The 17,160-nt window shown below is 66.4% G+C and carries 15 protein-coding genes; 4 read left to right on the top strand and 11 right to left on the bottom strand.

What is annotated here, in order from left to right; translation table 11 throughout:
* Positions 1-182: 182 nt before the first annotated feature.
* The 4 genes from LZC94_15510 to LZC94_15495 form a co-directional block, all read right to left on the bottom strand.
* Positions 183-1,064 carry a MetQ/NlpA family ABC transporter substrate-binding protein gene (locus LZC94_15510; GenBank protein WXB18635.1) on the bottom strand — a complete coding sequence of 294 codons (882 nt, stop codon included), beginning with the start codon at positions 1,062-1,064 and terminating at the stop codon, positions 183-185.
* 208 nt (positions 1,065-1,272) lie between these two features.
* A complete protein-coding gene (locus tag LZC94_15505; protein WXB18634.1) occupies positions 1,273-2,046 on the bottom strand; it encodes an amino acid ABC transporter ATP-binding protein in 774 nt (257 codons plus the stop codon).
* Positions 2,043-2,852, bottom strand: coding sequence for an amino acid ABC transporter permease (locus LZC94_15500; protein ID WXB18633.1), 810 nt, complete (start codon positions 2,850-2,852; stop codon positions 2,043-2,045). The genes LZC94_15505 and LZC94_15500 overlap by 4 nt, the downstream gene beginning before the upstream one ends.
* Positions 2,853-2,862: 10 nt before the next feature.
* The gene (locus tag LZC94_15495) at positions 2,863-3,678 is read right to left on the bottom strand and encodes an ABC transporter substrate-binding protein (GenBank protein ID WXB18632.1); all 816 of its coding nucleotides are present in this window, start codon (positions 3,676-3,678) and stop codon (positions 2,863-2,865) included.
* A gap of 322 nt (positions 3,679-4,000) precedes the next feature.
* On the opposite strand from LZC94_15495, the gene LZC94_15490 reads away from it, so the two are divergent.
* The 4 genes from LZC94_15490 to ugpC are packed head-to-tail and all read left to right on the top strand — an operon-like array spanning position 4,001 to position 8,192.
* Positions 4,001-5,329, top strand: a complete 1,329-nt coding sequence (locus LZC94_15490; GenBank protein ID WXB18631.1) for an extracellular solute-binding protein — start codon at positions 4,001-4,003, stop codon at positions 5,327-5,329.
* A 7-nt stretch (positions 5,330-5,336) separates the two neighbouring features.
* Positions 5,337-6,278: a sugar ABC transporter permease gene (locus tag LZC94_15485; GenBank protein WXB18630.1), complete on the top strand. Its 942-nt coding sequence runs from the start codon at positions 5,337-5,339 to the stop codon at positions 6,276-6,278.
* Between the two features lies 1 nt (position 6,279).
* Positions 6,280-7,122: an ABC transporter permease subunit gene (locus LZC94_15480; GenBank protein ID WXB18629.1), complete on the top strand. Its 843-nt coding sequence runs from the start codon at positions 6,280-6,282 to the stop codon at positions 7,120-7,122.
* Positions 7,123-7,127: 5 nt separating this feature from the next.
* Entirely contained in the window at positions 7,128-8,192 is a 1,065-nt protein-coding gene (gene ugpC / locus LZC94_15475) for a sn-glycerol-3-phosphate ABC transporter ATP-binding protein UgpC (GenBank protein WXB18628.1), read from the top strand.
* A gap of 13 nt (positions 8,193-8,205) precedes the next feature.
* Here the strand turns inward: ugpC and LZC94_15470 are convergent, their stop codons facing one another.
* From LZC94_15470 to LZC94_15440, 7 genes are all read right to left on the bottom strand, one after another.
* Entirely contained in the window at positions 8,206-9,780 is a 1,575-nt protein-coding gene (locus LZC94_15470; GenBank protein WXB18627.1) for a hypothetical protein, read from the bottom strand.
* Positions 9,777-10,466: a hypothetical protein gene (locus LZC94_15465; GenBank protein WXB18626.1), complete on the bottom strand. Its 690-nt coding sequence runs from the start codon at positions 10,464-10,466 to the stop codon at positions 9,777-9,779. Before LZC94_15465 ends, LZC94_15470 begins: the two co-directional genes overlap by 4 nt.
* A gap of 27 nt (positions 10,467-10,493) precedes the next feature.
* The gene (locus tag LZC94_15460; GenBank protein WXB18625.1) at positions 10,494-11,960 is read right to left on the bottom strand and encodes a serine/threonine protein kinase; all 1,467 of its coding nucleotides are present in this window, start codon (positions 11,958-11,960) and stop codon (positions 10,494-10,496) included.
* A 141-nt stretch (positions 11,961-12,101) separates the two neighbouring features.
* Positions 12,102-13,475, bottom strand: a complete 1,374-nt coding sequence (locus tag LZC94_15455) for a serpin family protein (protein ID WXB18624.1) — start codon at positions 13,473-13,475, stop codon at positions 12,102-12,104.
* Between the two features lie 132 nt (positions 13,476-13,607).
* On the bottom strand, positions 13,608-15,239 hold the full coding sequence (locus LZC94_15450) for an L-lactate permease (GenBank protein WXB18623.1): 1,632 nt from the start codon (positions 15,237-15,239) through the stop codon (positions 13,608-13,610).
* Between the two features lie 60 nt (positions 15,240-15,299).
* Positions 15,300-16,223 (bottom strand): EamA family transporter RarD, encoded by a 924-nt coding sequence (rarD, locus tag LZC94_15445; protein WXB18622.1) that lies wholly within the window; start codon positions 16,221-16,223, stop codon positions 15,300-15,302.
* A 64-nt stretch (positions 16,224-16,287) separates the two neighbouring features.
* On the bottom strand, positions 16,288-17,148 hold the full coding sequence (locus LZC94_15440; GenBank protein WXB18621.1) for a crotonase/enoyl-CoA hydratase family protein: 861 nt from the start codon (positions 17,146-17,148) through the stop codon (positions 16,288-16,290).
* Between the last annotated feature and the right edge of the window lie 12 nt (positions 17,149-17,160).

The following is a 17,160-nucleotide window of genomic DNA, read 5'->3' as shown; positions in this document are numbered from 1 at the left end:
CGCAACGGTCACCCGAAGCGACCCTCTTCACGCGTGGACAACCCGAGCCCCCGCCGGCCGCATATCCGAACTCCGACCTACAAAAAACGACCACCCCCGGAGTGCACGCTTGGGCGCACGACTCGGGGGTGGTCGACCGCCCGCAGCCCCGAAAGCGGGCGAGGACGTGCGGATCGGGGCCCTCAGAACGCCGCGATGACGGCGCCGTCGTACTTCTTGGCGATGAAGGCCTTCACTTCTTGCGACGTGAGGAGCTTGGCGAGCTTTTGCACGCGGGGCTCGTTTTCGTTGCCTTTGAGGACGCTGAGGACATTGGCGTAGGGGTTGTTTTCGCCCTTCTCCAGGGCCAGGGAGTCCTTGGAGGGCTTCAAGCCGACTTGGATGGCGTAGTTGCCGTTGACGACGGAGAGGGCGGTGTCGTCGAGGGAGCGCGGGAGCTGGGCGGCCTCGAGCTCTTTGATTTTCAGGGACTTGGGGTTCGACGCGATGTCGGCCACCGTGGCGCTCACGCCGGCGCCGTCTTTGAGGGTGAGCAGGCCGTTGTCGGCGAGGAGACGGAGGGCGCGTCCGGCGTTGGTGGGGTCGTTGGGGATGGCGACGACGGCGCCCTTGGGGGCATCGGCGACGGCCTTGAGCTTCTTCGAGTAGAGGCCGAGCGGCTCGATGTGGACCTTGGCCACTGAGCTCATGGCGATGTTGTGCTGCTTGCCGAAGTCCTCCATGTACGGAACGTGCTGGAAGAAATTGGCGTCGATTTGCTTGTCGTTCAGCGCCATGTTGGGCTGCACATAGTCGGTGAACTCGACGATCTGAAGCTTCAAGCCTTCCTTCGCGGCCAGGTTCTCCTGAACGAAGCGCAGGATGTCCGCGTGCGGGATGGGTGAGGCTCCGACCTTGAGGGGTGCGTCTGCGGCACTGGGTGCCACCTCGGCCTTCTTCTCGGCCTTGTTCTCATCCTTCTTTTCCTCCTTCGAACAACCCGCGAGCGCGAACGCGAGCACGAAAAGGGCGGAGAGGGAGAGCAGCCATGCCGTGGTGATTTTGACGATGAATCGGGTTTGCAACGAAGCCTCCTCGAAAGAACGCGAACAAATCGCAGGGATCGCGATTTTCGCTCCGCGAGAATAGTGTCTATTATTACGAACACAAGGGTGAATGTGCGCTTTTTTACGCCGTGGTCGGGCACGGGCGCAAAGACGCGCCAGGATTTTTAGCCCGGGCGCGCGACGGCAACGCGAATTTCAGCCCGGGGCGCGCGGCGAGCGCGGATTTTCACCCCGGAAGGGAGACGGCCGCCGGATCCAGCACGCGCGACAAGAACGTGCGCGTTCGCTCTTGGGTCGGGTTGCCGATGACTTGGGCGCCGGGCCCCTGTTCGACGATGACGCCACCGTCCATGAAGACGACCCGGTCGGCGACCTCGCGGGCAAAGCTCATTTCGTGGGTGACGACCATCATGGTCATGCCCTCGCGCGCGAGCATGCGCATGACCGCCAGCACATCGCCGACCAGCTCGGGATCGAGGGCCGACGTGGGCTCGTCGAAGAGCATCAGCTCGGGGTTCATGGCCAGCGCGCGGGCGATGGCCACGCGCTGTTGCTGCCCGCCGGAGAGCTGGGCCGGGTAGGACTTCGACTTGGCGGCGAGGCCGACCCGCTCGAGGTTTTCCACGGCCACGCGCGCGGCCTCGTCGGGGGCTCGGCCGAGGACCCGGCGCTGCGGGAGGGTGAGGTTCTCCGTCACCGTGAGGTGGGGAAAGAGGTTGAACTGCTGGAAGACCATGCCGATTCGCCGGCGCTGGGCGTCGATGTCGACGTCGGGATCGGTGATCTCGACCCCGCCGACGAAGATCTGCCCCGCCTCCGGCTCCTCGAGCAGGTTCACGCAGCGGAGCAAGGTGGATTTGCCCGAGCCCGAGGGCCCGATCACGCACACCACCTCGCCGCTCCCGATCGAGAGATCGATGCCCTTGAGGACCGAAAGGGCGCCGAACGACTTGTGCACCCCGCGAATTTCCACCGCGTTGGCGTTGGTGACGCTCTTCATGTTCTCCCCTGGCTCGCGTTGGCGCGCGCCTCCAGGCGGCGGACCAGGTATCCGAGCGGAATGGTGACGATGAGATAGCAGAGGCCCGCCACGAAGATGGGCGTGGTGTTCGCGGTCTCGCTGGCCAGATCGCGCCCGAACTTGGTGAGCTCGCGCTCCTCCAAGCTCACTCCGAGGAAGAGCACCAAGGACGAGTCCTTGAACAGCAAGACCAGCTCGTTGGTGAGCGGCGGGATGATGATCCGAAACGCCTGCGGCAAGATGATGGAGAGCATCGCGCGCCGATGGGAGAAGCCCAAGGAGCGCGCGGCCTCCATCTGCCCCTTGGGGACCGCTTGGATGCCCGCGCGGATCGTCTCCGCCATGTACGCGGCGGAGACGAGGCCGAGGCCCAGCGCCACCTTCCCGTAGGTGCCGCCCGGGAGCTCGGTGCCGGGGAACGCCAGCGGGATGCCGACCCCCACGAACATGAAGATGAGGAGCGCCGGCAGCCCGCGGAAAAATTCGATGTAGAGCCCCGCGAACCACCGATACGGCAGGACGTGCGAGAGCCGCATCAGCGCGATGACGAGGCCCAGCAAGAGCCCCAAAAGGAAGCCCGACAGGGTGTAGACGACGGTATTTTTCAGGGCGATGGTGAGCAGCCCCGGAAAGAGCCGAGCCGCCACATCGAGCCGCACGAACTGGCTCGCCAGGGTCTTCCAGTCGGCCAACCACCCCACGATCCCGATGACGATCGCGAGCAGAGCATACTGGATCGTTTGAGAAGCGGACGCGCGGCGCCTCGCTCGACGGTTCGACGTCATGCGCGCGGCTCTAGGGCTTGGTCACGTTCGTCGGCTGGGGGCCGAACCACTGTTCGTAGAGGCGCTTGTACGTGCCATCGGCGCGGGCCTCCTTCAGCACCTCGTTGATGGCGGCCACGAGCTTGGCGTTGCCCTTCTTCACGGCGAAGCCCAGCTGCTCCCCCGTATCCAAGTACGCCACGATGTCGAAGGAGGCCGCGTTGCCCGAGTCCTTCATCCACGACTGCACCACAGGGTGATCTTCGATCACGCTATCCACCTGTCCAGATTTGAGCCCGCTGAGCAGCGCGTCGGAGCTGTCGAAGGAGACGGGGTTGAAGCCCTTGGACTTGGTGAAGTCCTCGCCGGTGGTCTGCGACTGGGTCCCCACCTTCTTGCCCGAGGTCTTGAGGTTCTCGAGGTTGGTCACCCCCGCGCCCTTCTTCACGATGAGCGCTTGGTTGGCGTCGAAGTAGGGGTCCGAGAAGTCGAGGTTCTTCTTGCGAGGCTCGGTGATGGTCATGCCGGCGGCGACCAGATCGCATTGGCCCGAGTTGAGGAAGGCGCCGGTCTTCATGTTCTCGAACTGCGTGTCGACGAACTCCTGCTTCACGCCGAGCTTCTTGGCGACCAAGTCGATGACGTCCACGTCGAATCCGACGATTTTTCCGTCTTTTTCGATCTGAAACGGCGGATACGGCAGGTGTGTGCACGTGACCAGGGCCCCCGCTTTGACCAAGGGCACGCCGCCGGCCCCCGTTCCCGTCTTGTCTTTGCTGCATCCTGCAACCAACGCAGAGACGACGGCAGCGACACCGAAAACGAGGCATTTCGTATAGGTAAACAAGGGAGCCTCCTTACGAGCAGGGAGTTGTCCAAAGCGTATACACTAGAGCAGACCCCAGGAACGAGGTCGGGGTCCAAGCGCGTCACTATGGCATGCGTCAGGCGCACGCGGCGCGTAAAAGAGAAATCCCACTGGAATCCCAGGGTATTCTGCGCCTTCCCGCGCGCTTGGCGTGCATGGTCCTCTGCGGGGCCGCCCCGGCTCGGCGCTCGAACTGTTGGAGTCGGGGCTCGAACTGTTTACAGTCGGCCCTCGGACGGCGCGCCTCGGATCACCTGCGCGCCGCCCGGATGCGGCAGCGCGAAGAACCAAGGAGCGTTTCATGCGGGAGAGGGTCGAGGTAGCGTGGGTTTTGGCCGCAACGATGGGATTGTCCGCGGGGTTGCTCGCGGGGTGTCGCGGGAGCTCCAGCTCTAGCTCCAGCTCGGGCTCGGGCTCGGGCTCGGGGAGCTCGAACCACGAGGGCGCGGGCGCGCAGGAGAAGCCCGTCACGATTACGTGGTGGGATACGTCGGATTCGACGAACGAGGCGCCGAAGTTCAAGGACCTCATCGTCAAATTCCAAAGCAAGTATCCCAACATCAAAGTCGATTATCAAAACATCGCCTTCGACCAAGCGCGCGACAAATTCAAGACCGCCGCGCAGGCCAGCACCGCCCCCGACGTGATGCGCGCCGAGGTGGCGTGGACGGCGGAATTCGCCTCCTTACGTTATCTCGCGCCCCTCGAGGGTACGGCGGCGAGCGCGGATCTCGGCGATTACCTCCCTGCCCCGCTCTCCAGCAACAAATACGACGGTAAGCTCTATGGCGTGCCGCAGGTGACCGACGCGCTGGCGCTCCTCTACAACAAAGCGCTGCTGCAGAAGGCCGGCGTATCGGAGCCGCCCGCGACCATGGAGCAGCTCAAACAGACCGCGCTGGCGGTGAAGGCCAAGGCGGGCGCGGACGGGCTTTACCTCAACCCGCAAGGGTACTTTCTCTTGCCCTTCATTTATGGTGCGGGGGGCGATCTCGTGCGGGTGGAGCAAAAGAAGATCGTGGTGAACGGGGCGGAGGCGGTCAAAGGCCTGGAGGTGGCGCTCGATCTGATCAAGTCGGGCGCGGCGCCGAAGCCGGATCTCAACTCGGGGTACAATCAGATGCAGGCCGGCTTCAAGGACGGCAAGGTGGCCATGGTCCTCAACGGCCCCTGGTCGGTGGCCGACGACTTCACCGGAAAGGCGTTCGCGGACAAGGCCAACCTGGGCATCGCGCCGGTGCCGGCGGGCAGCTCGGGCAAGCCGGGCGCACCGCTGGGGGGGCACAACTACGTGGTGTACGCGGGCTCGAAGAACCTCCCCGCCTCGTACCAATTCGTTCAATTCATGAACAGCGCGGAGAACCAGGCGTACCTGGCCAAGGAGCTCGGGCTCTTGCCCACGCGCGCATCGGCCTACCAGCTGCCCGATGCGTCGGCGAACCCGGTGGTGCCCAAGTTCAAGGCGGTGATCGACAAGGCGGTGCCGCGCCCGGCCATCGCGCAAGGCGGGCAGCTGCTCGTGCCGCTCGATCAGAACTACGCGCGGGCCATCGGGGGCGACAAGAGCCCGCAGGCGGCGCTCGATTCGGTGGCCAGCGACTACAGGCAATTCCTCAAGGATTGGAATTAGAGCCGGCATGGCAACGGCTGCCGGGCGCTTGCGGCGCTCCTGGGACAAATACTGGTACGCGTGGGCGATGGTCATCCCGGTCACCCTGGTGCTCGGCGCGCTGGTGGTGATCCCGCTCGTGCGCGGTATTTACCTCTCCTTCACCGACGCCAACGAGCGCAACGTGGCCGCGACCATCGGGCAGTTGCGCTTGCCCGATTCGTTTCAGGTCATCGGCTTGCGCAACTACACCGACGTTTTGTTCGGCCCGAGCTCCAAGTTTTGGTCGGTGCTGGCCCGAACGGGGATCTGGACCTTCGCGTGCACCTTTCTGCACTACACGTTGGGTCTGGGGCTCGCGGTTTTGCTCAATCGCCCGCTGCGCGGCCGGGCCATCTACCGGGTGCTGCTCATCTTGCCGTGGGCCGTCCCCACGTTCATCAGCGCCTTTGCCTGGAAGCTGATCCTGGCGCGCGACAACGGCATTCTCAACTACGCGCTCGGCGGGGTGGGCGTAGGTCCTCTCGATTGGCTGGGGACCGACGCGCTGGCGCTGGTCTCGGTCATCGCCGTCAACGTATGGGTGGGCGTCCCGTTCATGATGGTCGCCATCCTGGGCGGGCTGCAGTCGATCCCGTCCGAGCTCTACGAGGCGGCGGAGGTCGACGGGGCCTCGTCCTGGCAGCGATTCTGGCACGTCACCCTGCCCGGCCTTCGCACGGTGAGCGCGGCGGTGATCCTGCTGGGGACGATCTGGAGCTTCAACATGTTCCCCATCATCTTTCTCATGACGGGGGGCGGGCCCGGCGACGCCACGCAAATCTTGGTGACCTACGCGTTCGTATCGGCCTTCGAGGGCGTGCGCGATTATGCGCTGGCGGCCACCTACGGGGTGCTCATCGTCAGCATCCTGGTGGTCTTTTCGACCTTCTACCGGCGCGCGCTCCGCGCCAGCGGCGAGGTGTGGTGACATGGGCACGAGACGTCGCGGCGAGCGGCCTTTGGCCATGTCGGTGCTCTTGCATGCCGCGCTGGTGGCGGCGAGCGCGGTGGCGATCTTCCCCATCCTCTGGGTGCTCGCCATCTCGCTGCGGCCGGGGTTTGCGGGCAGCAGCGAGGTGCGGCTCTTCGAGGCGTCGTCGCTCGCCAACTACGGGTATGTGCTCTCGGAGACCAAGCTGCTCGTCTGGCTCTGGAACTCGGTGCGCGTGGCCTTCTTCACCACGGTCATCGGCATTTTTCTCTCGGCCACCGCGGGGTACGCGCTCTCGCGCTTTCGCTTCCCGGGCCATCGCCCGCTGATGTGGACGTTCTTGATCACGCAGATGTTCCCGGCCGCCATTCTGCTGGTGCCGCTCTACAACATCCTGAACGGGCTCGGCCTGATCGATACGCACACGAGCCTGGTCTTCGCGTGCGCGACGGTAGCCGTCCCCTTCTGCACGTGGATGCTCAAAGGGTACTTCGACGCCATCCCCATCGAGATCGACGAGGCGGGCCGGGTCGACGGGCTCACCCCCATCGGCACCTTCTGGCGCCTGATCTTTCCGCTGGCGCGGCCGGGGCTGGCAGTAACTGCATTCTACACATTTCTCCAGGCGTGGGGCGAGGTTTGCTATGCGACGGCGTTCATCACCAGCGACGACAAGAAGACCTTGGCGCTGGGGCTGCAAACGTTCGTGACGCAGCACAAACAAGAGTGGGGATACCTGGCGGCGGCGTCGATCCTGGTCACCTTGCCGGCGGGGATCGTCTTCTTCGTGGCGCAAAAGCATCTGGTGGCGGGGCTCACGGCGGGCGGCACCAAGGGGTAAAGCACATGTCCAAGGTTGGCTATCGAAAGGCGACGCGCACGTATCCGGGTGGAACGCGGCCGGCGGTGAACGCGCTGGATCTGGAGATTGGCGCGGGGGAATTTCTGGTGCTGGTGGGGCCCTCGGGCTGCGGAAAATCCACGGCGCTGCGGATGCTGGCGGGGCTCGAGGACGTGGACGCGGGCTCGATTCACATCGGCGACCGCGACGTGACCCACCTCCCGCCGAAGGACCGGGACATCGCCATGGTGTTTCAGAACTATGCGCTCTACCCGCATATGACGGTGGCGGAGAACATGGGCTTTGCGCTGAAGATCGCCGGCACCTCCAAGGACGAGATCCAGCGGCGGGTGCGGGAGGCGGCGGCGATCTTGAGCCTCGAGGAGTACCTCGATCGCAAGCCCAAGGCGCTCTCGGGCGGGCAGCGGCAGCGGGTGGCGATGGGGCGCGCGATCGTGCGGCAGCCGAAGGTGTTCTTGATGGACGAGCCGCTCAGCAACCTGGACGCGAAGCTCCGGGTGCAGACGCGGACGCAGATCGCGTCGCTGCAGCGGCGGCTGGGGGTGACCACCGTCTATGTGACGCACGATCAGGTGGAGGCGATGACCATGGGGGATCGGGTCGCGGTGCTGCGCGATGGGGTGCTTCAACAGTGCGATACGCCGCGGGCCATGTACGAGCGGCCGGCGAACATGTTCGTGGCGGGGTTCATTGGGTCGCCGGCGATGAATTTCTTCCCGGCGGCGGCGCTTGGCGCGGCGGGGGTCGCCGGGGGCGATGAGGCGATGCGGGGCGCGGAGGACGTGACGGTGGGGGTTCGGCCGGAGTCGTTTCGGGTGGTGGGGGCCGAGGCGGCAGGGTTGGCGGTGACCGTCAATGTGGTCGAGGAGCTGGGCGCCGATGCGTACGTGTATGGGATGGTCGAGCTGGGGGGCGAGACGCACGACGTGGTGGCGCGCGTGGATGGGCGGGGTCCGCCGCGGCGGGGGGAGCGGGTGCGGCTCGCGGTGCGGGAGGAGGAGGTGCATCGGTTTTCGAGGCGCACCGGGGAGCGGATTGTGGAGGCGTGAGCGGCGCGCCTCTCTATTTGCAGAGATAGGCGTATTTTAGCTCGCTCGCGGGCTGTTTTTCGCCGACGTAGCTGATGTGGATACCCCCGGTGGGGTCGGCGGCGAGGGCGATGCCGCCGTCGCGGTGGACGTTTTGGTCGAGGGTGGTGGTGAACCAGCTCTCGCCTTTGCGGCGGGCGTATTTGAGGGCGCGGCGGGAGAGGTCGTAATAGGCGATGTGGGGATCGCCGGAGGGGTCGACGGCGAGGGAGGTGAATTGGCCCACGTTGGGGCTCGTGTCGACGACGGCCGTCTCCCAGGTGCCGGTCTGGGAGCGGCGGGCGTATTTGAGGGCGGAGGCGGTGTTGTCGTAGTAGCTGGCGTGGACGCCGCCGGAGCCATCGAGGGCGAACGAGGCGTGTTGGCCGACGTTGTCGGTGGCGTCGACGGTGACCTTCTCGGCCAGGTTGCTCAGCTCGACGAACTTGAGATCGTGGTTGGGGATCTCGTGGTAGCCGATGGCCACGTGGCCGGCGGCGTCGGTGAGGATGGATGTGGCGCTTCCAATGTTGTTCGGCTCGTCCAGGGTTCGCAGATCCCAGGCGGCGCTGCCGCTCGGGCGCTGGCCGTAGCGGAGATAGAGCCTCTCGCCCGCGGTGCTGACATTGCCGCGCAGGTAGCTGACCCAAGCCGTCCCCGATGGGGTGATCGCGAGCGAGGGATAGGGGCCGTTGGTCTCGATGGTGTCGATGTCCGAGCGGGTCCAGGTGGCGATGGCGCGGGGTCGATCCGCCATGCGCAACACGCGGAGACCGCCGTCGACCGCGTATGCGATGTGAACACCGCCGTTGCCGTCCAGCGCCAAGGACGAGTGCCGGCCGGCGGCCTCGTCGTCCACCTTGTTGAAGCTCCAGGTGCCGCCGAGCGGGCGATGCGCGTACCGCAGCGCGTGGCCGGTGCGGTCCCAGTAGCTCACGTGGACGCCGCGGGCGCTGTCGACTTGGAGCGAGGAGGAGGGGCCGACGTCGGTGGTGGCATCGACGGTGGCGAGGGTCCATGCGCACGCCGTGCACGCGCCGCTGGCGCAGGATTGGCCGGAAGGGCAAGGCACCGGCGGCCCCCACTCCAGGCAGGAGTCGGCGTCGAACTGGCCGCAGGGGGCGAGGCCCTGCTCGGTGCACTGGGTGGCGCTCGGTCGGCACTCGTCGCGGCAGGATGCGCCCGTGGCCAAGGTCGCCGCGACGTCGACGGTGCGATGCAGCTCCGGCACCGTGTCGAAGGCCGTGTGCGCGACGCGGGCGCTGCGGGCCAGGCCCCAGACATCGACGTGCAGCGGCTTGCCGGCCAAGGTGTCGTCGAGCAAGATCGTCACCGTCTCGTCCGCGCCGAGGACGGCGGCCGCGGCCTCGGGCACCGTCGCCTTGCGCCCGCTGCCCTCGAGCTCCAGCTGCGTGATCTGCGCCGAGGGATCGAGCTTGGCGTGCACGCGGATCGACGTGGGCACCTCGCCGTCCGGCGACGAGCTCGCGCAGGCGGCCGCTAGCGCCGTCAGCGCCGCCAGCGCCATCCGCGCGAGCGCGGCGGTCGCGACCGGCGTGCGGCGCCTCATGGCGTTCTCCAATCGATGGTAGTGCCGGCCGGCACGGGATTGCCGCCGCCGCCGCCTCCGCCGCTCGAGGACGAGATCACCACGGCGGTGACCACGGCGCCTGCGACCACGGCGGCGGCGCCCGTCCAGAACCACCATCGCTGGTAAACGGGCGCCGAGGCGCGCTCGGGCGCAGGTTTGAGCACGTCGCTCGCCGTATGCCGCGAATCGGCCTTTGGGGCCGACGCCCCGTCGAGCCGGAGGACCAGCGGCGGCCCTTGCGGCGGCGGCGTGGCCGGAGGATCGGCGCTGGGGCGATCGGGTGCGTGGGCCTTTGCGGCGGTATCGTCGGAGGGCTCGAGCTCGCGAACGTGCATCTCGGCCTCGGCGCGCTGGGCGCCGCTGGGGGCCTCGCGCACGTAACGGCGATACAGCTCGAGGGCGCGCTCGCGGTTGCCCAAAAGGCGCGCGCACTCCGCCATGTTCCAGAGGAACCCGGGCTTGTGCGACAGCTCGAAGCCGGCCGCGAAGGCGGCTTCGGCCTCCAAGTAGCGACCGCCCTGAAAATGCCCCGTTCCTTCCGCGTAATATTGCCGGGCGCGCGCCTCGGATTGCGCGGGGGTCTGCGCCGAGGCGGTGGCGGGCGCGAGGATCAGGACCACACACGCGAGCCACACCGAGCACGCCGAGAAGAGCGACTTCATCATCCGCTTGGCTCCATCGTGGAATTCGAATCAGTCGAATGGATTGACGAGTTTGGCCGCCGGAGGAGGCGCCGACGCGGCGGTGCGCGCGCTGCTCGCCCCTGCCATCGCCGGGCGCCGGACCGAAGGAGGTCGCGACACGGCGGCCGACGCGGGCGATGGTACCGATCCGAGCACCGACGGCGCCGACGCGACGGGCTCCGGAGCGACGGTCGCCAACGCCGGCGCGGCGGGTGCCGACGCCGCGACCGCGCTCCGCGGCGGCGTGTCGGGCGATGGCAGCGACGCGATCGCGGCCGGGCGCGATCCCGCCGCCGCGTGTCCAGACCCCGTCTCGGACTCGGCGCCGTTCCGCGATCGGACCATGAACGAGGCCGCGCCCAGCACGACCACCGCGATCATCGCACCGGCAAAGAGACGGCGGAGCAGGCTCGCGGACCTCGCCCCTCGCCGCAAGGTGGGCGCGCGCGAAGACGGCGGCGGCGCGATGCCGACGGCCGACACCTCGGTGACCGTCGGCGTGTTCAAGCGCGGAACGGCCTTGAGCGCCGCGAGCGGTGAAACGGGCGACACCAAGGTCGATTGCAGCGACATGCGCCCCGAAGGGCGCGAGGGCCGCGAGGGCGCGGGCGGGACGATCGCGTCGAGGCGACGGACCACCTCGTCCATCGACCCGGGGCGCGATGCGGGCTTGCGCGCGAGCATCTCCATGACGAGCTCCGCGAGCTCCACGGGGAGCTGCGGGCACAGGCTCGCGATGGGCACGGCGTCCAAGGTGGCCTTGCGCACCAGGATCTGCATCAGGTTCTCCCCCTCGATGGGCGCCACCCCCGAGAGCAGCTCGTAGGCGATCGCGCCCAGCGCATACACATCGCTGGCCTTGGTCACCGGCTCCCCGGCCGCTTGCTCCGGCGAGCAATAGAGCGGCGTGCCCAGGACTTGACCCGCCAAGGTGCTCTTGACGGCCGGCTCCTGGTTTTGCCAATTCGACTCGAGCAACTTGGCAATCCCAAAGTCCAGGATGCGCACGAAGGGCCCGCCCTCGACCCCGAACTGCACGAACACGTTGGCCGGCTTCAAATCGCGATGGATGATGCCCGCCGCGTGCGCCGCGCTCATGCCCACGGCCATCTGGCGGCAAAGCTCCACCACCCGCCGGTACTCCATGGGGCCGATGCGGCTCAGGATGTGCTCGAGGGTCTGCCCCTCGAGGTACTCCATGACCGCGTAGTGGCTGCCGTCGTCGAGGCAGCCGAAATCGCTCACGCGAACGATGTGGGGGCTCTGAATCAGGTTGGCGGCCTTCGCCTCGTTGACGAAGCGCTCCACGATCTCCGGCGCGCCCGCGCAGTGCTCGTGCAAGACCTTGATGGCCACCCGCGCGCCCACCAGAGGGTGCTCGCCCAGGTAAACGACCCCCACGCCCCCCTCGCCCAAAAGACGGGTCAGACGATAACTCCCGACCACCGAGCCCACCAGGTTCCTGTGGGGGTGCATGTGCGGGTTGATGGAACGGGAATTATCGGAATTCGATGCCACGCGAATCCTGGTACGCGGGGCGCGCCAACTTTCTCCCCTCGCCCCTTCGCGCGAGGCTACGCGCTACCGAACCTTCGTTCCGGCAGCGCGTTTCACGGCTCACTTCGCGGACGGATCGGCTACGCGGCCGCTGAAGAGGATCATCCCCGTCGCGTTGTCGCGAATGAAGAACAAGAACGGATGATCGGCCTTGAACGAGACCACCTTCAGCGGCATCGAGGTGGCGCGCATCATCACGGTCGCGGTGGCGGCGGCGGCCTCGGTGCCCTTCTCGTCCACGCGGATAAAGGCCTTGTGGAAGACCTTGGAGATGTAAAGACGATCCTCGGGGCTCGGCGGGTTGGCCATGCCGGTGAAGTCGGCGCGCGTGCGATCGAAGGCGAGCACCATGCCCATTTCCTTCAGGCGATCGCCCAGCGAGAGCGACTCGGCCGGGTTGATTTCGAACTTCGGGAGCGACACGTTCACGGTCTCCGACTTGAGCGCGGAGACCAGCCCATCGAGCTTGGCGTTGTCGAGCGACTTCTCCACCGGCTCGAGGCCATCCACCTTGTCGGGCACGACGACCAGCATCGACATGTTGTTTCCCTTGTACGGGAGCTCCACCGCCTTCACGCCGTTCTGCTCGGCGTAGCGCACATGCAGCTCGTTGTGCATGGTGGGCACGTCTTTCTTCGAGGTGGCGGTGAGCTGAAACGGCCCCGGCTTGGTCGACTCTTTGTCGAACGGGGATTGCCAATCACCGAGGAAGTAAATGGCATTGACCAGCACCAGCCGCGTATCTTTGGTGAGCGCGTTGGGCGGGATCAAATTCTTGATGCGCTTCTCGGTCTGATCCTCGACCCACCCGTTGATGCGCGCCCGCGCGGGCTCGAAGCCCTTGATGAAGTCGACCGCCTCGAGCGGCGCGCCGTAATTCACCTTGGTGGTCTCGAGGTACGCGGGCTCGAACTTGTACGTCTTCTCGCCGAAGAGGCGGTTGGCGATGCGGAACTTGATGGGGCGGCTCGGATCGGTGAGGCTGCTCGAGAGCTTGCCGGCGGCCTGCATCACCTCGGTCTGCGTTCCATCGAAGTGCAGCGCCTTCTTCATCTGGTCCGCCGTGTCCCCTTTGGCGCCGCCCCACGCCATGGAAAGCGCGGTGGTGATGCTCGCCGGCGAGACGACCAGGTTGCCCTTCTGCGCGCGCACCCGCTGGTACAAATCGAAGCCGAAGGCGTTGCTGTCCTTGGCCAGGCGGGCGAGCGCATCGCCGGTGGCGGCGGGCGCCGGGTCGTGGGTGCCGGGCGTGGGATCCGTTGGGGGCATGGCGCTCGCGTTGGCAGGTGGGGTCGTTTGAACGGTCTCGGAGGCGCTGCCGGTGCTGCTGCTGGGTGAAGGCGTTTGGGGCTCGGGCGGCGGCGGGGTCGAATTGTTGCAGTGTGCAACCGATGCAGCGAGGCCCAAAAATGCGAGACGGCAAGCAAGACGCATAGCGGAGTTCTCCAAAACGTGGGTCATGCGGTGTTCGACGAAGGTCGCGAAATATCGATCTCTTTTACCTCCATCGACCCCGTCCCCCTCGCTACGATCGACACCCGTTCTCGGCCACCCGACCGACTCGGCTCAAGGGAGCATCCACCCCAGCACGGGCGTGCTCTGCAAGACGACGATCACGCACATGATCGCGAGCAAGCCGAGGCTCCACGGCAGCACCTTGCGCAAGAGCGCACCTTCTTGCCCGACCATTTTGGCGGAGGCACAGGCGATGGTGAGGTTCTGCGGCGAGATCATTTTTCCGAGCACACCGCCGGAGCTGTTGGCCGCCGAGAGCAGGACCGGCGAGAGCCCCGCCTGCTGCGCCGCCGTCGCTTGAAGGGCGCCGAACAGCGCGTTCGACGAGGTGTCGGAGCCCGATACCGCAACGCCGAACCACCCGAGCACGGGCGACAAAAACGCGAGCCCTCGGCCGGTCCCCGCCACCCACGAGCCAATCGTGGTCGTCTGACCTGAGAGGTTCATCACGTATGCAAGTGCCAACACACTCGTCACGGTCAGGATGGGAAAGCGAATTTTATGAACGGTCGATCCCCACTCGGCGAGCGCCTTGCCCGCGGGGATGCGAAGAATGACCGCGGTGGCGATGCCCGACAGCGCCACCAGCGTTCCCCCCGTTGCGATCAGCGGCACGCTGAAGACGTTCCCCGACGCGCGCTTGCCGCTGGCGGTGATCACATCGAGGAGCGGCCATGGAAAGCTCACGGTGCCCTGGGAAAGAACCGCCTTGAGCGCAGGGAGCTGCGCGAGCGCAAAGACGAGGATGATCACCGCATACGGCGCATAGGCGCGCACGACGTCGGCGGTGGCGTCGACCTCGTCGTCGTCGCGCGAGGTGTCACCCATACTGTCGTCCGAGGCGCCGGAGAGCACCTCGCTTCGAATCGCGGGATCGATCTTCTTGCGCGGCAGGGCGATCAGCACCAGCGCGCCGGCCAACGAGGCCACGATGTCCGTCAGCTCGGTCGACAGATAGTTGGACGTAAAGAACTGCCCCACGGCAAAGGCGATCCCCGAGAGCAGCGCGGGAAACCAGGTCTCGCGCACGCCGCGCTTTCCATCGATGAGCGCCACCAGCACCAGCGGAACCACCACCGCCAAGAGCGGCGTTTGCCGTCCGACGGTGGCCGAGAGCGGCGCGAGGGGCAGCGCGGTGACCTTGGCCAAGGTGATCACCGGCACCCCCATGGCGCCAAATGCAACCGGCGCGGTGTTGGCCACCAGCGCCACCACGGCGGCGCGCACGGGTGGAAACCCCAGCGCCACCAGCATGATGGACGAAATGGCCACCGGCGCGCCGAAGCCGGCGAGCGCTTCGATCAGGCCGCCGAAACAGAACGCGACGATCACACCTTGAATGCGCGGATCGTCCGAGATGCGGCTGAACGAACGACGCAGCACGTCGAAGTGACCCGTGTGCACGGTCATGTGGTAGATCCAGAGCGCGTTGATCACGATCCAGAGGATCGGGAACAACCCGAACACCACGCCTTGCGCCGCGCTCGAAAGCGCCTGCGCGGCCGGCATGTGGAAGAAGGCAATGGCCACCACCAGCGCCAGACCGAGCGCCACGAGCGCGGCGCGATGGGCGGCCACGCGGATGCCGCCCAAGAGAATGAACAGGAGCACCAGCGGCAAGAGCGCGATCAGCGCCGACAGCGCGAGCGAGTCAGCGACCGGCGTAAGCGGCTGCACGAACATGGTCGACCTCGGCCTTCGACTTTCGCCCCTCCGAGGATGAAAGTCGAGGGACTTCGGTCTTCAGGCTTTTGCCGCGCTGCCCGACAACGCCGCGCCCGTGCAGCGCGACGCACGGCGGCGCGCGAGGACCGAGTCGAGGGTGAACACGCCCAGCCCAATCCACACCAGCGCAAAGCCGGCCCATCGCGATGCGGGCATATCTTCGCGGAAGATGAGCACTCCGCAAAGGAACTGGAGGATGGGCGACGAGTATTGAAGGAGCCCGATGGTCGCCAGCGGGATCCGGTTGGCGGCGGCCCCGAAGCAGAGGAGCGGAATGGCGGTGAGCACCCCGCTGGCCGCGAGGAGCAAATCCTTGCCGCGCGAGACATGTCCAAACATCGCCGTCCCCTGCCCTTGAAGGACGAGCAGGTACGCGACCGCGGGCAACACGAGCAGCCCCGTCTCCACCGCCAGGCTCTCGAGCGCGCCTACACCGGCCTTCTTCTTGATGAAGCCGTAGAGCCCGAACGAGAGCGCGAGCCCGAGCGCGATCCAAGGCAGCTGCCCGTACGCGACCGTTAGGACGACCACCGCACACGCGGCGATTCCAATCGCCAGCCACTGCACCCGCCGCAGGCGCTCCCCCAGAAAGAGGGTGCCCAGGATCACGGAGAGCAAGGGGGTCATGAAATAGCCCAGCGAGGTTTCGACCACGTGCTGGTGGTTCACCGCCCAGATGTAAATGGCCCAATTGGCCGAGATCAAACCGGCCGCAAGGACGAGCAGACCAAAGCGGCGGCCGCCGAGCTCGCGGAGCCATCGGAAGCTCCCCTTGTGAGCGCGCATCACCAAGAGCGCCATCACCACCAGGGACCACGAGATCCGATGGGCGAGGATTTCCACCGCCCCGGCCGGCTTTAGAAGCGGCCAGTAGAGCGGAAAAAAGCCCCACATGAAGTAAGCGGAAAGACCGAACAAAACCCCCTTGCGGCGCTCATCCATCCTGAACCGTCGAATCTGGTGCCGGATGGGTCAAAAGTGTAGAGCCTTCCGCGCACGGGCTCGGTCACCCCCGCCATTTTCGGGGTGAGAAGGCGATGGTCTGCTTCTCCAAGCTGGCCTTCAGGGCGATGCGCTGGTTCTTGGAGCCCAGCAAGCGGCGCTGAAACCGGCGCTCCCAGGAGAGCGCCACGTCTTGGGCGCCGCTCCATGCACGATGCAACAAAGATTTCGCGGCGGCGACGGAGTCGGGCGAGCGGGTGGCAATTTCGGCCGCGAGCTTCTTGGCGTCCTCGAGTGGGTCGTCGCTGATGTGGGTGACGAGGCCGAGGGCCTTGGCCTCGATGCCGCTCACGATTCGACCGGTCATCGCCAGCTCCTTGGCCACGTCGATGGGGACGAGCTCGCGCAGGGTGACCGTCCCGCCCATGTCTGGAATGAGCCCCCACTTCGCCTCCATCACCGAGAGCTTGGCGTCGGGGGTCGCGAACCGAAAATCGGCGCCGAGCGCCAATTGCAGCCCGCCGCCGAAACACGATCCATGCACCACGGCCAGCACGGGGACCGGGATGTCGCGCCATGCGAGGCTCATGCGCTGAAACACATTGGTGGTCGGCGACCACAATCGCGCAAAGCCCAAAGCCGCCTGCACCGGATCGGCGAGAACCGATTTGAAATCGAGCCCCGCACAGAACGAGGGCCCCTCGCCGCGAAGGATGACCGCGCGGATTCCACGCTTGTGCCGGAGCGACTCGGCCACCGCGATGAGCTCCTTCAGCATGCGAAAATCGATGCCGTTGTGCTTCTCCGGTCGTGACAAGGTGACATGGGCGAGCTCGCCCTCTTCGGACACGCGCACGGTCGAAAAGCCGTCGATGTTGGAGCCGACAGCCGACTTGAACACGTTGAGCAGGGAGGCTTCCGTCATGACGACAGCTTC

This window comes from Sorangiineae bacterium MSr11954 (assembly GCA_037157815.1).
GTDB lineage: Bacteria > Myxococcota_A > Polyangia > Polyangiales > Polyangiaceae > Pendulispora > Pendulispora albinea.
Note: the sequence above shows the minus strand (reverse complement) of the source record. Positions and strands in the feature narration are given on the sequence as shown.